This is a genomic window from Sphingobium sp. MP9-4 (genome assembly GCF_005281675.1).
In the GTDB taxonomy this organism is placed as follows: domain Bacteria; phylum Pseudomonadota; class Alphaproteobacteria; order Sphingomonadales; family Sphingomonadaceae; genus Sphingobium; species Sphingobium yanoikuyae.
Genome location: NZ_LUFI01000027.1, coordinates 177,909 through 191,899, shown reverse-complemented (window position 1 = coordinate 191,899; position 13,991 = coordinate 177,909). Strand labels below are relative to the sequence as shown.

The following is a 13,991-nucleotide window of genomic DNA, read 5'->3' as shown; positions in this document are numbered from 1 at the left end:
GGGGTGCGGCCGGCGCTGCGGGCGCGGCCGGCGTCGGATCAGCCTGGGGCGCAGCAGCGGGCGCAGCGCCGGTGCTTTCACCCGGCTTGCCCATGGGGACGCGGCGCCGCTTCACCTCAACCACGACCGTGTTCTTGCGGCCATGGCTGAACTGCTGCTGCACCTGACCGGACTCGACCGTGCGCTTGATCCCCAGCGGCTTGCGGCCCAGAACCGGCTTGTCTTCGTTGCTGTCACTCATCGACTATGTTTAACCCTTCACATCATCATCAGCCGGCGCAGCCGCCGACGCATCATTCCATGCAGCCTCATGCGCCTGCGCATCGGCGGAGTCCTGCTCCCCATGCACCGGCGCCCCGGTAGCGCATCCCAGATAGCTTTCCAAGCGGCCCAGAGCCGCACGCAGGCGCACTGTCGCCCGCGAGTCGGTCACCGCGATATGGACGACATTGTCGCGCCCCATTGCCATAGATAGGGCGTGCCGGTCCACAGGCAAGACGATGCCCGCAAGATCCGTGCCTTCCGCTTCCTGTCCCACGCGCAAGGCCTGGTCCAGTTTTCGATTGCCGTCCGTGCCCGCATCGGCGGCATGGAGCAGCATTTTCACCATGCCCTTGCGGCATGCGACGTCGATCTTTTCCGATCCGGTCAGCAGCATGGAGGCGCGAGCCTCCAGCCCCAGGCGGCTGAGCAGATCCTGCCGCAGCCCGGCCTCCACCAGATCGGGAAGATTGTCGGGAATTTCAAGAGCGCCTTCCTTGAAGGCGCGGGCGAGCGCCCCCTTGAGCTTGCCCTTGGCCAGCGCCGTTTCCAGTTCGGCCCGCGACACGCCGATCCAGGCGCCCCGGCCCGGCGCCTTGGCGCGGACGTCGGGCATCACCTGCCCTTCAGGGCCGATGGCCAGGCGGATCAGCGTTTCGGGATCGGCGCGGTCGCCGCTCAATATGCATTTGCGTTCGGTCATGCGCGCCCCTCCGCCAAAACGGACAAAAGGGCAAGACCAACGCTGTCGAGTAGGCTTATTCTCTCATCGGGGAGTGTCCGCAGCATTGGCGTCCTCCCTGTTTGGAGAAATTGCGCGGTCGGCGATCAACTGACCGCCGGCCGCATAATTTTCGGTCGAGACTTCCGAGATCACGATCTGGACGGCAGCCGCCGGCTTTCCCAGCCGCTCCACGAGCGACTGGGTGACGTCAGCAACGATCGCGGCTTTCTGCTCGCGAGTCGCGCTACCGGCCAGGCGGATGTCGACGAAAGGCATCTTGGCTTACGCTTCCTCGCCTTCGAACCAGTGGGCGCGGGCGGCCATGATGATCTCATTGCCCTGCTCATCGGTCAGACCATAGGCGGCCAGGATGCCGCCCTTGTCCTCATTGCCGCTGTCCGACTTGCGACGACGCTGGTCGACGCGCTTCTTCTGCACCAGTTCATCGGTGGCCAGATCGGCGAGATCGTCGAGCGTCTTGACGCCGGCCTTGCCGAGCGTGACCAGCATCGCTTCGGTGAGGTGCGGCATGTCGGCCAGCGCGTCCTCGACGCCCAGCGCCTGACGCTCTTCACGGGCGGCCTGTTCGCGACGGTCGAGCGCTTCCTGCGCACGGCTCTGCAGCTCGGCAGCCAGGTCCTCGTCGAAACCTTCGATCCCGGCCAGTTCCTCGACGCTGACATAGGCGACTTCTTCCAGCTCGCCAAAGCCTTCGGCGACCAGCAGCTGCGACAGCGTCTCGTCGACGTCCAGTTCGTTCTGGAACATTTCCGAACGGCTGACGAATTCCTTCTGGCGCTTCTCGCTGGCGTCGGCCTCGGTCATGATGTCGATCGCCTTGCCGGTCAGCTGGCTAGCGAGGCGGACATTCTGGCCGCGGCGACCGATGGCGAGCGACAGCTGATCGTCGGGAACGACGACTTCGATGCGCTCTTCTTCCTCGTCGATGACGACGCGGGCGACCTGGGCCGGCTGCAGCGCGTTGACGACGAAAGTCGCGGTATCTTCCGACCAGGGGATGATGTCGATCTTTTCGCCCTGCATTTCCTGCACGACGGCCTGGACGCGGCTACCCTTCATGCCGACGCAGGCGCCGACCGGATCGATGCTGCTGTCACGGCTGATGACGCCGATCTTGGCGCGCGAGCCCGGATCGCGGGCGGCGGCCATGATGGTGATGACGCCATCATAGATTTCGGGCACTTCCTGCGCGAACAGCTTCTTCATGAATTCGGGGTGCGCGCGGCTGAGGAAGATCTGCGGACCGCGATTTTCGCGGCGCACGTTCAGCACGACCGACCGGATGCGGTCGCCGACGCGAACCACTTCGCGCGGGATCTGCTGGTCGCGGCGGATCACGCCTTCGGCGCGGCCCAGATTGACGACGACATGGCCGAATTCGACCGACTTGACGACGCCGGTGATGATTTCACCCACGCGGTCCTTGAACTCGTCGAACTGGCGCTCGCGCTCGGCGTCGCGGACCTTCTGGAAGATCACCTGCTTGGCCGACTGGGCGTCGATACGGCCCAGATCGATCGCGGGCAGCGGATCGACGATGAAGTCGCCGACCACGGCGTCCTTCTTCAGCTTGGCGGCCTGCTTGAGGTCCACCTGCTTGAAATAATCCTCGACCACCTCGACGACCTCGACGACGCGCCACAGGCGCAGGTCGCCGCTGTCCGGGTCCAGCTTGGCACGGATGTCATTCTCGGCGCCGTAACGGGCACGGGCGGCGCGCTGGATCGCATCTTCCATCGCCTCGATGACGATCGCCTTGTCGATCATCTTCTCGCTGGCGACGCTGTTGGCGATCGCGATCAGCTCGGCCTTATTGGCGGAAATGGCGTTGGCCATGACGATAAAACCCTTATTCCTCGGTTTCGAACTCGTCCGCCCCATCGGAGGAGAGCGGCATGGTAGCAGAAATCAGTGCATCGGTCAGCATCAGCTTGGCATCGCCGACCAGCGCGAACGGGATGGTGACGTCGCCGGCCTTAGCATCCTGGAACAGGATATCCTCACCCTCGACGCCCTTGAGGATGCCACGGAAGCTCTTGCGCCCCTCGACCACTTCGGTCGCGGAAATTTTCGCTTCATGGCCCGCCCATTCGAGAAAATCGTGCAAGCGGGTCAGCGGCCGGTCGATACCGGGCGAACTGACTTCCAGACGATAGGCTTCCTCGATCGGGTCGACTTCATCCATCACGTCGGACAGGCGGCGCGAGATCGCGGCGCAATCCTCGATGACCAACTGCTTGGTCTTCGGGTCTTCGGCCATGATCTGCAGCGTATATTCGTCGCCCGATCCGAACAGCTTGATGCGCACGAGGTCGAACCCCAGGGCCTTTACCTCGGGCTCGATCAATGCGGTCAGTTCGGCGATGTCCGCCATGGATACTCCAGAAATCAGATAGGCCAGAAATATATAGCTGCTTGTTGCCGCCGCAGGCTTGGTGCCTGCGACCCTGACATGTGTGACGATGTAAGGAAGCAATATCCATATAGGCAGGTTGCCAATGACCTGCAACATCTTTCGTAAAATGCGCTATTTCAGGGGTCTGCGCGGCCCGTCCAGTCGCGCCACAGCCACGCCAGCAGATAGGGCCGGGCCAGCGCCCGGTCCAGCGCATAGGGAATCCAGCCGGGACCGAACGGCACATAGAGGCGCACCGGCACCCCCTGCCCCCGCGCCACCGCCCGGCAACGACGGCCCGGCAGGCCCCGCAACTGCTCCAGGCTGCACGGCGTGCCGGCGTTGCGCAGCAGGGCCAGCGCCCGGTCGGCCAGCGCGGGGCGATGGGTGGCGATCGCGACCGGTGCCGCGCGGCCGGCCAGCGCTTCGACCAGCGTCAGATAAGCGGCATCGGGATCGACGGCATCGCCCGCCGGGTCGGGCCATTCACCGCGCACGAGCCGGACCGGCGCGCTGCTGTCGCGCAGCCGGGCCGCATCGGCCACGCTGCGCTGCCAGCGGGCGGGCAGGACGATGCCGGTATCGGGAAAGTCGGGCAGCAGCCGTTCGACCGCCGCCAGCGTCTCGTCCGCATCCTGCGGGCCATGGGCGTCGAACACCAGCGACAGGCCGGACTGGCGCGCAATCTGCGCCAGTTCGCGCAGGCTGACCGGATCGAAACGCAGCGGCGGCGCCTTTACCGACAGGCTGAGGTCAAGGCCGCGCGCCCGCTGTGCCACCCGCGCATAGGCGGCCATGATCGACGAGGGATCCCCCCCCGCCCCTTCGAAATAGCCGATCGTGGTGGCAGCGCCGGCGCGGGCCTGTTGCCGGGCGATCGCCACCGCATGGGGGGCGTCGGGTGCCGGGATGACCCGCCCCAGCGCGCCGGGCAGGGCATAACGCGTGTCCCGCAACAGGCGCCAGGCGGCCCCGCCTTTCACCGCCGCCACAGCCGTTGCCGCGACCAGACAATAGCGTCCGCCGCAAAGGCCGCCGCGCCGCGCAGATTATAGGGATAGGTGCGCAACTGGACGCAGTCATGCTCCGTCTGGGTCCAGAGCTTGCGAATCCAGGGTTCGGCAACGCCGAGAAATTCGAAACTGTGCAGCCGCGCCTGCGCCGCCCAGCCGATGGCATGGAGCATCAGCAGCCCGCCCGGCGAACAGGCGTTGAAGGCCGCGTCATGGCCGATCTTGAACAGCCAGTAGCGGCCGTTCCACAGCACCGCCATCTGCATCGAGATGGCGCGGCCATCAATCCGCAGGAAGGAGATGCGCAGGTCGCCGCGCTGCGCCACCGCGCGGAAGAAGGCGCGGAAGATCGCCGCCTGGCGCGGGTCGGTGGCGATGGCGGTGCCGGCCTCGCTCTTCCAGCCCTGCGCCTCGACCGCGACGGCCTCGTCGAACAAGGCATCGAAATTGTCGGCATCCGGCGCCAGCGTCTCGCATTGGAGCATGCCACACCCTTCCGCCTTGCGCCGGGCACGACGGAAATCGGAGCGGCGACCGGCGTTGAAGCGGCTTTCCGGGTCGCGCCACCCCTCATCCAGCGCGATATGGGGACAGGCCATGGCCGGTCGCACGACCAGCCGCCCGCGCCGCCGCACCGCCCGCGCCAGTGCGGGGATCAAGGGCGACCCGGCCGAAATGCGATCGAGCAGCAAGGGATGCGGCAAACGCGCGATCGCGCCGGCCAGCGCATCTGCCGCCGCCGTCCCGTTGCACAGCAAGTCGCCAGGTTCATAGGTCTCGCGCGCGCCGATCATCCGCCAGCGGGCCAGTGCGCCACCATCGCGGCACAGCGGCAGCAGCGCGACCAGATCGGCGCCAGCCCAAACCGTCATGATGCGGCTCGGCCCGGCGGCAATCCGATCGTTCAGCGTGGCCGCGAACAGGCGGGTCTGGGTCGGCCAGTCGGCGCGCGCCTCCAGCCTTTCCCAGGCGCGGGCCAGCGCGGTCGATTCCAGCGCGTCGGCAAGGCATAGCGGCTCGACGCGCAAGGCGCCTGCCTGCGCGCACGCAGCATCGAAATCCGATACGCCGTGCAGCACCATATTCCCCCTCTTGCCGCTCAGTTCTCTAGCGGCAGAAGCTTAAGAAATCGGCTGATCGCCGATGAGGCTTGCATCCATGCCCGCATCCGGTGGAGGATGCGGGCATGGAACCCCCCGCCGAAAAATCGGCTTTCCCCCCGCGAATATTATAACAGGAGTTTCCCATGCTGCGCGTGATGGCCGTCACTCTCCCCCTCGCCCTGCTGGCCTGTTCGGCGGACAATGCGACCGGCCAGAATGCCGGTGCGACCGCTGGGGAAAAGCCGTTCAAGACATCGGTGATTGCCGATTTCGAATCACCCTGGGCGATGACCTTCCTGCCCGACGGGCGGATGCTGATCACCGAAAAGGCCGGTGAGATGATTCTGTTCGATCCGAAGAACGGCACCAAGATCCCGGTCGCCGGCATCCCCAAGGTCGATAGCGCAGGTCAGGGCGCGCTGATGGACATCGTCCCCTCCCCGACATTCGCGCAGGACAAGAAAGTCTATTTCAGCTTTTCCGAGGTCGGCCAAGGCGATCGTGCCGGCGGCAAGGGCGTGGCGCTCGCCACCGGCATCTTCGACCAGGCGAGCGACGGCACGACCAGGCTGGCGGACGTGAAGGTCATTTTCCGCGCCAGCGACTATGTCGAGGGCAATGGCCATTATTCGGGCCGCATCGCTTTCTCGCCGGACGGCAAATATCTCTTCTTCACCAATGGCGAGCGACAGAAGTTCGACCCGGCACAGGACCCCAAATCGACCCTGGGCAAGGTGCTGCGCCTGAACCTCGACGGCACGCCGGCGGCGGGCAATCCGCTCAGCGCCAAGGGCTTCAACCCGGCGGTCTGGTCCTATGGCCATCGCAATCTGCTGGGCATCGCCTTCGACAAGGACGGGCGCCTGTGGGAACAGGAAATGGGACCGCAGGGCGGCGACGAGGTCAACCTGATCAAGCCCGGCCTCAACTATGGCTGGCCCAAGGCGTCGAACGGCAGCCATTATGACGGCCGCGACATTCCCGATCACAAGCCCGGCGACGGCTATGAGGCGCCGAAGGTCTGGTGGAATCCGGTGATCTCGCCGGGCGGCCTGATCTATTATTCGGGCGACCTGTTCCCGCAATGGAAGGGATCGCTGTTCATCGGCGGCCTGTCGAGCCAGTCGCTGGTGCGGGTGAAGCTGGACGGCGAGGATGCGGAAAAGGCCGACCAGTGGGACATGGGCGCGCGCATCCGCGAGGTCGAACAGGGGCCGGACGGCGCGCTGTGGCTGCTGGAGGATGGCGGCAAGTCGCAGGGCCGCCTGCTCAAGCTGACGCCCAAGGCATAGATAGCGGCATGACCGACATGGATGCCCTGCCCGCGCGTACCGGGCAGCAACTGGCGCGCGCCGACATCATTGCCCTGGCGGGCACGCCCCACGTCCTGATCGACTGCGATCTGGAGGCGGCGGAACTGACGCAGCTCGACCTTACCGGCTGGCAGTTCGAGCGCTGCAACCTGCGCAATGCCGATCTGGCCGGCGCCATGCTGGAGCGCACGCGCTGGCAGGGCTGCCGGGGCTGCGGCGCGAATTTCACCGGCTGCGACCTCAGCGACGCGGTGCTGACCGGATGCGATTTCAACAATGCCGTGCTGCGGCGGGCGCGGCTGGAGGGCGCCCGGCTGGCCCAGTGCAAGCTGACCGGCGCCGACCTGTCGGACCTGCGCGCGCTGGAGGTCGACATGGCGGAATGCCTGCTGATCGACGCGCGCCTGCCCGGCCTGTCCTTCCGCAAGCAACGGCTGAGCCGCATCGATTTCTCGCAGGCAGACCTGCGCAAATGCGATTTCCGCATGACCAGTTTCGAGGGCTGCAGCCTGCGCGAGGCGATGCTGGACGGTGCCCGGTTCGAGGGCGCCGACCTGCGCGGCGCGGACATAGGCGGCGTCCATCTGGGCGATGCCAGCCGCTTTCGCGGCGCCACCATCTCGCGCGACCAGGCCGGCGAACTGCTCGCCGAACTGGGGCTCAAGGTGCGCTGAGCCGCCCTATCGGACCGGCGGCATTTCGCTCGCCACCATCTCGCCAGCACCCCGGCCGATCGACCAGAGGCGCCGGGGCGCCTTGGGATCCCAGTCGATCGCCTGGCCGGGGGTGGCAATGCCGATCGTGCCGACATGCTCCAGCACCGATCCCGCCTCGAGCAGTTTCAGCGCATAGACTTCGGGCCGGTCATGACCGGTGGCATAGATCAGCCCGTCGGCGCCCCAGCTGAGGCCCGAGCAGCTTTTCGGCGCAAAGCGGCTCAGCACATCGGCCGGGAAGGCCCAGCTTGCCTCCGCCCGGAAGGCGTCGTCCATCCGCACCAGCAGCGTATAGCGATAGTCGCGCCCCGGCTCGCCGCCCTTGCCCTCATAATTGGCGAAGACCGCCCACCATTTGCCGGCATGCCGATCCATGACGGTCAGCGATCCGGGGCCAAAGCCCAGACTGACGCTGCGGACATGTTTCAGCGTCTTCGTATCGAAAATCTCGACCGCGCTGGTCTGCGGCACGGCCGGATAGTTGGACGCGGCGCAGACCAGTTCGACGCCGACCACGGTGCAACTGTTCATGTGCGGATAAAGGCGGCGCTCCCCCTGCCACTGCGCCACGCGCCGGCCGTCGGCGATGCGATATTTGCCGATCCGGTCATTATCGATCGCATAGACATAAGTGCCGTCGGAGGCTGCGCCCTGATGCGCCTCCGATGCCTTGATCCGCATGCTGACGGGAGATGGCGGCGGCGACGGGGCCTCCGTCGCCTGCTGCGCGACCGCCGCGCCGGCCAGTGCCAGCAGCGCGGTTCCGACAAGCAGCGCCCTTACCATTTGACCGAGGCCCCGACGTAGAAGGTGCGACCATAGCGTTCATTCTGGATCACCCAGTCGCGCACGCCGCCCTGATATTGGCGGGTCGGCTCGTCGGTCAGATTCTGCCCTTCGGCAAAGAGGCGCACATTCTTCGTCACATCCACCCCGATCTTCGCGTCCAGACGACGCAGATCGTCATTATACTGGTCGTTGAGGCGGATATCACCCGCCGACAGCAAGGCGCGGCCGGTATGATGATAGGCGACCGACGCTTCGACAACGCCCTTCTGGTAGAAGAGCTGCGCGCCCCAGAGCAGCTTGGACTGTTCGGGGAAGGCGACGGTGCCACGGTCGGGCATGCGCAGGCTGGAGTCGATCAGGGTGAGGTTGAGGTTCATGCCAAGACCCGAGAGCAGGCCCGGCAGGAAGGTGAACTGCTGCTGCCAGGCGGCTTCCAGGCCGATGATATCGCCCTTGTCGGCGTTGAGCGTCTGGCTGAAATTGATCCGGTCATAGGCAACGCCGCCAAAGCTGCCGTCATTGATGGTATAGCTTTGCGTGAAGATCGGGTTGCGGATGAACTTGGCGAAGGCGCCGACGCTGATCAGGCCGCCGGGCGCGAAATACCATTCGGCCGACATGTCGAGATTGTCCGCGACATAGGGCTTGAGCGCCGGATTGCCGCTCGACACGCTGATCTCGTCCGCGCCCTCCACCGTGACGGTGCCGCCCGGCGACAGGTCGGCATAGCTGGGCCGGCCGATGCTGCGCGAATAGGCAAGGCGGAAGACGGTGTCGTGCGACGGGGTCACGCGCACCACCAGGCTGGGCAGCCAGTTGCTATAGCGGGTGCGGCCCGACGTCGGGCGGACGACGTCGCCTTCCAGCAGATAGCCGTCAATGTCCAGTTCGGTCCGCTCGACCCGCAGGCCGCCCGTGACCGACAGCGCGCCAAAGTCGAGATTGGCCATGGCATAGCCGGCATAGACATTCTCGCTGAGGTCGAAATCGCTCAGCGTTTCATTGGCCAGGCTGGTCGCTTCGTTGAGCACGAACTGCGCGCCGCCCAGCTTGCCCTGGGTATAGGCATCGACAAGGTCGGCATCGATCACCGGGCCGAGGAAATAATTGCGGCCATCGCCCAGCTTCACGATGACGGTGTCGCCAGACAGGCCATCCAGGGTGAAGCGGTTGGCGCTGCTGCCGCGCCCATAGACGTCATTGGAGGAATCAAAGCGCTTGTCGGTCCAGCGGCCATTGGCGCCGAACTTGACGAAGCTGTTCTGGCCGATCGTCGGCAGCTTGCCGGTGAGGTCGAGCCGGCCCTGCCATGTCTTTTCCAGGCCATATTCATCCTGCGCCGAATATTGGCGGAAGCCCAGGTCCGACGGATCGAGATAACCGTCGACCGGCACGGCGCTAAACAGCTTGTCCGAAAAATCGACCGCGACCGCGCCGGGATTGCCCCGGAACTGCCAGAGCTGATTGGGTTCGATCACTTCGTTGCGGGTGCGCGCCGCTCCGAAATCGAGCGACCAGTTGTCAGCCAGCGCGGCCGTGCCGCCGGCCATGAAGGACAGGACCGACTTTTCCTTATATTCCAGACGCAGGTCGGAACGCTGCTCGCTGGTGGAGGCAATGCCGGTCAGCCCATTGGCATCCCAGTCGATGTCGGAGAAATCGAGCCGGAAGCGCTGGCGATACTCATCCTCGGAGAATTTGGAATAGATGCCGCGAACATAGAGTTGGACGCTCTCGCCGCGCCAGTCGAACGAGCCGGCCGCGCCGATCCGCTCACGCTTGAGGCGATAGTCATTATATTTGATGTTGACCGGTACGGCGCCGCGCGCGGCATCGGCGTCGGGCGTCCAGTCATCGGGATAGATGCCATAGCTGGTATAGGTGCGGTCGGAATAGCTGGCGCCCAGCAGGATGCCAAACTGTTCGTCCGTGCCGAAGCGGGTGCCGATGGTGACATCGCCCTTGATCGGCTGGTCGCCCTTGCGCAGTTCCTGATAGCCGACCTGCCCGTTCGCCTGGAAGATGAAGCGATCGTCGAAGTCGAAGGCGGTCTGGGTGACGAGGTTGATGGTCGCGCCGATGCCCTGGCCGGTCAGGTCGGCGGTTTTCACCTTGGCGACCTCCACCTGCTTCAAAAGCTGGCCCGACAGGATGTCGAGCGGCAGGCGCCGGTCGAGCCCGTCGGGATTGCCGATCTCGAAGCCATTGATGGTATAGCCGTTGAGGCTGGAGGGCACGCCGCGCACCGCGACATAGCGTCCCTCGCCCTGGTCATATTGGACGCCGACGCCGGGCAGGCGCTCGACCGCTTCGGCCACATTCTTGTCGGGAAGCTGGCCCATATCGTCGGACGCAGTCACATCGACGATGCCCAGCGCCGCCCGCTTCTGGTCGATGGAACGCTGCAACTGCGCGCGCTGGCCGGTGACGACGATGCCGCCATCCTCCTCGGGCAGCGGCTGCTGCGCATGGGCGGTGCCGGCGATCGCGAGTGCGAACAGGCTGATGGATGCCGCAAAAATCCTGGTCATGATCGAGTCCCCTCTGGTCGGGGTCGCGATTAGGAAAGCTGCGCGACAGCGGCGTTTCCGAAGCGCTGCACCGCGATGACCGATTAATGACATTTTGAAGACCGGACCATCTTGCGACCGCGAGAGACGCCCCCTTTCGGCCGCCCGGCCGGCTTCCTATCTTGCGGGCCTTCTCTCCCTCTCCCACTTCTGGAGACCTGCATGAGCGCTCCCAAGCTGTTCCAGCCCTTCGATGTCGGCGGCCTTGCCCTCGACAACCGCATCGTGATCGCGCCGATGTGCCAATATTCCGCCGTCGACGGCGAGATGAACGACTGGCACCTCATTCATCTCGGCCAGCTTGCCCTGTCGGGCGCGGCGTTGCTGACGATCGAGGCGACCGCAGTGCTGCCCGAGGGGCGGATCAGCCATGCCGATGTCGGCCTGTGGGATGATGCCACGCAGGCGGCGATGCAGCGTGTGCTGGACGGCGTGCGGCGCCATAGCGACATGCCCATCGCGATTCAGCTCGGCCATGCCGGGCGCAAGGCATCTACCGAAGTGCCATGGAAGGGCGGCGCGCAGATCGCGCCCGACGCGGTCAATGGTTGGCAGACGGTCGCCCCCTCCGCCCTGCCCTTCACGCCGGGCACCAACGCGCCGATGGCGCTGGACCAGGCCGGGATCGAGCGGCTGCGAGATGCCTTCGTCGCGGCAGCGAAGCGGGCTGACGCGATCGGCATCGATGCGGTGCAACTCCATGGCGCCCATGGCTATCTGCTGCACCAGTTCCTCTCGCCGCTCTCCAACCAGCGCGACGATGATTATGGCGGCAGCCTGGAAAAGCGGATGCGCCTGCCGCTGGAGATTTTCGACGCGGTGCGCGCGGCCCTGCCCGCGCACAAGCCGGTGACGATGCGCGTGTCGGGCACCGACTGGGTCGATGGCGGCTGGGACATCGAACAGACGATCGCCTTCGCCAAGGCGCTGGAAGCGCGCGGCTGCAGCGCCATCCATGTGTCGAGCGGCGGCCTAGACCCGCGCCAGGATATTCCGGTGGGGCCGAGCTATCAGGTGCCGCTGGCCCGCGCGGTCAAGCAGGCGATCGACATGCCGGTGATCGCCGTCGGCCTGATCACCGATTTCGAACAGGCCGAAGCGATCATCGGCACCGGCGACGCCGATCTGATCGCGATCGCCCGCACCATCCTCTATGATCCGCGCTGGCCCTGGCACGCGGCCGCGCATTTGGGCGCTTCGGTGAAGGCCGCGCCGCAATATCTGCGCTGCCAGCCGCGCCAATATCGCAATCTGTTCGACGCGCCGAAGGGCTGAAACGATAAACGGGGCCTTTCGGCCCCGTTTATCCTGGAACAGCCGATCCGATTGTATCGGTTCGACTGTTCCAGTTCTTATTTTGCGCGTTTTCCGAGTCAGCAGGCGATCCCGCCTACTTCGAAAACGCTTTATACCAACCGGCTCTGCTTGACCGCCGCTTCGATGAAGCTGGCGAACAGCGGGTGCGGGTCGAACGGCTTGGACTTGAGTTCCGGGTGGAACTGCACGCCCACGAACCAGGGATGGTCGGGCCGCTCGACGATTTCGGGCAGCGTGCCATCCGGCGACATGCCCGAGAAAATCAGGCCACCCTTTTCCAGCGGTTCGCGATAGCCGGCATTGACTTCATAGCGGTGGCGGTGACGCTCGCTGATGTCTTTGCTGCCATAGATGCCGGCGACGACGCTGTTGCCCGCCAGCTTAGCCGGATAGGCGCCCAGACGCATGGTGCCGCCCAGATCGGTCTCGGCGGTGCGCTTCTGCAGGCCTTCCTTGCTCATCCATTCGGTGATGAGGCCGACGACCGGCTCGCTGGTTTCGCCGAACTCGGTGGTCGAGGCATTCTCGATCCCCGCCGTGTTCCGCGCGCCTTCGATGCAGGCCATCTGCATGCCAAGACAGATACCAAAGAAGGGCACGTCGCGTTCGCGCGCGAACTTGACCGATGCGATCTTGCCCTCCGACCCGCGCACGCCAAAGCCGCCGGGGACGAGGATGCCGTGCATCGGTTCGAGGCTGGCGGCGAGGTCGTCGCCCTTCTCGAACAGTTCGGCGTCGATCCACTTGATGTTGACCTTCACCCGGTTGGCAAGGCCACCATGGTGCAGCGCTTCGTGCAGCGACTTGTAGGCGTCGAGCAGGCCGACATATTTGCCGACCACGCCGATCGTCACTTCGCCCTCGGGGTTGAGCTGACGATCCATGATGTCGGTCCAGCGGTCCATCGACGGCGCGGGCGCATCGGTGATGCCGAAGGCGCGCAGCACTTCATTGTCGAGACCCTCGGCATGATATTGCTCGGGCACGGCATAGATGCTCTTGGCGTCGAGCGCCGGAATGACCGCCTCGGGACGGACATTGCAGAAGAGGGCGATCTTCTTGCGCTCGCTTTCGGGCAGCGGATGTTCGGCGCGGCACAGCAGGATGTCGGGCTGGATGCCGAGCGAGGTCAGCTCGCGCACGCTATGCTGGGTCGGCTTGGTCTTCAGTTCGCCGGCTGCCGCAAGATAGGGCACCAGGGTCACGTGGACGAAGATCGACTGGCCGCGATCAAGATCATTATGGAGCTGGCGAATCGCTTCCATGAAGGGCAGCGATTCGATGTCGCCGACGGTGCCGCCGATTTCGCACAGCACGAAGTCGAGATCGTCGGTCTCCGCCGTGGCGAACGCCTTGATCTCGTCGGTGACGTGCGGGATGACCTGGACGGTCGCGCCCAGATAGTCGCCGCGCCGTTCGCGCTGGATGATGGTCTGATAGACCCGGCCCTGGGTGACATTGTCCGACTGGCGCGCCGACACGCCGGTAAAGCGTTCATAATGGCCAAGATCGAGGTCGGTTTCCGCCCCGTCGTCGGTCACATAGACTTCGCCATGCTGATAGGGCGACATCGTGCCCGGATCGACGTTGAGATAGGGGTCGAATTTCCGGATTCGCACGCGATAGCCCCGCGCCTGCAACAGCGCTGCCAAGGATGCGGCCATGAGGCCCTTACCAAGCGAGGAGACCACGCCGCCGGTGATGAAAATATACCGCGTCATGGGAGAAGAGGCTTAGCCTTATACAAACGAGTTGAGCAAGCGCGCGAA

13 protein-coding genes are annotated in these 13,991 nt (G+C 65.2%); 3 read left to right on the top strand and 10 right to left on the bottom strand.

Going from position 1 to position 13,991, the window contains the following annotated elements; translation table 11 throughout:
• From A0U87_RS08665 to A0U87_RS08635, 7 genes are all read right to left on the bottom strand, one after another.
• A partial coding sequence (locus tag A0U87_RS08665) for a translation initiation factor IF-2 associated domain-containing protein (protein ID WP_137405441.1) occupies positions 1 to 241 on the bottom strand: 241 nt, incomplete at its 3' end.
• Between the two features lie 9 nt (positions 242 to 250).
• On the bottom strand, positions 251 to 964 hold the full coding sequence (locus A0U87_RS08660; RefSeq protein ID WP_010337417.1) for a DUF448 domain-containing protein: 714 nt from the start codon (positions 962 to 964) through the stop codon (positions 251 to 253).
• Between the two features lie 63 nt (positions 965 to 1,027).
• A complete protein-coding gene (locus A0U87_RS08655) occupies positions 1,028 to 1,261 on the bottom strand; it encodes a 4-oxalocrotonate tautomerase family protein (protein ID WP_017499897.1) in 234 nt (77 codons plus the stop codon).
• A gap of 6 nt (positions 1,262 to 1,267) precedes the next feature.
• Positions 1,268 to 2,842, bottom strand: a complete 1,575-nt coding sequence (gene nusA / locus A0U87_RS08650) for a transcription termination factor NusA (protein WP_048937887.1) — start codon at positions 2,840 to 2,842, stop codon at positions 1,268 to 1,270.
• A 13-nt stretch (positions 2,843 to 2,855) separates the two neighbouring features.
• Positions 2,856 to 3,380, bottom strand: coding sequence for a ribosome maturation protein RimP (gene rimP / locus A0U87_RS08645; RefSeq protein ID WP_048937897.1), 525 nt, complete (start codon positions 3,378 to 3,380; stop codon positions 2,856 to 2,858).
• 158 nt (positions 3,381 to 3,538) lie between these two features.
• On the bottom strand, positions 3,539 to 4,384 hold the full coding sequence (locus A0U87_RS08640) for a proline dehydrogenase family protein (RefSeq protein WP_122928811.1): 846 nt from the start codon (positions 4,382 to 4,384) through the stop codon (positions 3,539 to 3,541).
• Positions 4,381 to 5,496 carry a GNAT family N-acetyltransferase gene (locus tag A0U87_RS08635; RefSeq protein WP_048937886.1) on the bottom strand — a complete coding sequence of 372 codons (1,116 nt, stop codon included), beginning with the start codon at positions 5,494 to 5,496 and terminating at the stop codon, positions 4,381 to 4,383. Before A0U87_RS08635 ends, A0U87_RS08640 begins: the two co-directional genes overlap by 4 nt.
• Before the next feature lie 164 nt (positions 5,497 to 5,660).
• Here A0U87_RS08635 and A0U87_RS08630 point away from each other — a divergent pair, with 164 nt between their 5' ends.
• Together A0U87_RS08630 and A0U87_RS08625 are read left to right on the top strand one after the other, a co-directional pair.
• Positions 5,661 to 6,809, top strand: coding sequence for a PQQ-dependent sugar dehydrogenase (locus tag A0U87_RS08630; RefSeq protein ID WP_048937885.1), 1,149 nt, complete (start codon positions 5,661 to 5,663; stop codon positions 6,807 to 6,809).
• Between the two features lie 8 nt (positions 6,810 to 6,817).
• A complete protein-coding gene (locus tag A0U87_RS08625; protein WP_137405440.1) occupies positions 6,818 to 7,504 on the top strand; it encodes a pentapeptide repeat-containing protein in 687 nt (228 codons plus the stop codon).
• A gap of 6 nt (positions 7,505 to 7,510) precedes the next feature.
• Here A0U87_RS08625 and A0U87_RS08620 read toward each other — a convergent pair whose 3' ends face one another.
• Both A0U87_RS08620 and A0U87_RS08615 read right to left on the bottom strand, forming a co-directional pair.
• The gene (locus A0U87_RS08620; protein ID WP_048937883.1) at positions 7,511 to 8,332 is read right to left on the bottom strand and encodes a hypothetical protein; all 822 of its coding nucleotides are present in this window, start codon (positions 8,330 to 8,332) and stop codon (positions 7,511 to 7,513) included.
• Positions 8,326 to 10,866 carry a TonB-dependent receptor gene (locus A0U87_RS08615; RefSeq protein WP_048937882.1) on the bottom strand — a complete coding sequence of 847 codons (2,541 nt, stop codon included), beginning with the start codon at positions 10,864 to 10,866 and terminating at the stop codon, positions 8,326 to 8,328. The genes A0U87_RS08620 and A0U87_RS08615 overlap by 7 nt, the downstream gene beginning before the upstream one ends.
• A 201-nt stretch (positions 10,867 to 11,067) precedes the next feature.
• Here A0U87_RS08615 and A0U87_RS08610 point away from each other — a divergent pair, with 201 nt between their 5' ends.
• A complete protein-coding gene (locus A0U87_RS08610; RefSeq protein WP_048937881.1) occupies positions 11,068 to 12,180 on the top strand; it encodes an NADH:flavin oxidoreductase/NADH oxidase in 1,113 nt (370 codons plus the stop codon).
• Between the two features lie 131 nt (positions 12,181 to 12,311).
• On the opposite strand, the gene A0U87_RS08605 is transcribed toward A0U87_RS08610, so the two are convergent.
• Positions 12,312 to 13,943 (bottom strand): CTP synthase, encoded by a 1,632-nt coding sequence (locus A0U87_RS08605; protein ID WP_048937880.1) that lies wholly within the window; start codon positions 13,941 to 13,943, stop codon positions 12,312 to 12,314.
• Between the last annotated feature and the right edge of the window lie 48 nt (positions 13,944 to 13,991).

Coding starts and splice junctions, on each gene's coding strand:
- A0U87_RS08610 (WP_048937881.1), top strand. CDS start 11,068: ATGAGCGCTCCCAAGCTGTTCCAGCCCTTCGATGTCGGCGGCCTTGCC.
- A0U87_RS08625 (WP_137405440.1), top strand. CDS start 6,818: ATGACCGACATGGATGCCCTGCCCGCGCGTACCGGGCAGCAACTGGCG.
- rimP (WP_048937897.1), bottom strand. CDS start 3,380: ATGGCGGACATCGCCGAACTGACCGCATTGATCGAGCCCGAGGTAAAG.
- A0U87_RS08655 (WP_017499897.1), bottom strand. CDS start 1,261: ATGCCTTTCGTCGACATCCGCCTGGCCGGTAGCGCGACTCGCGAGCAG.
- A0U87_RS08635 (WP_048937886.1), bottom strand. CDS start 5,496: ATGGTGCTGCACGGCGTATCGGATTTCGATGCTGCGTGCGCGCAGGCA.
- A0U87_RS08620 (WP_048937883.1), bottom strand. CDS start 8,332: ATGGTAAGGGCGCTGCTTGTCGGAACCGCGCTGCTGGCACTGGCCGGC.
- A0U87_RS08660 (WP_010337417.1), bottom strand. CDS start 964: ATGACCGAACGCAAATGCATATTGAGCGGCGACCGCGCCGATCCCGAA.
- A0U87_RS08605 (WP_048937880.1), bottom strand. CDS start 13,943: ATGACGCGGTATATTTTCATCACCGGCGGCGTGGTCTCCTCGCTTGGT.
- A0U87_RS08615 (WP_048937882.1), bottom strand. CDS start 10,866: ATGACCAGGATTTTTGCGGCATCCATCAGCCTGTTCGCACTCGCGATC.
- A0U87_RS08630 (WP_048937885.1), top strand. CDS start 5,661: ATGCTGCGCGTGATGGCCGTCACTCTCCCCCTCGCCCTGCTGGCCTGT.
- nusA (WP_048937887.1), bottom strand. CDS start 2,842: ATGGCCAACGCCATTTCCGCCAATAAGGCCGAGCTGATCGCGATCGCC.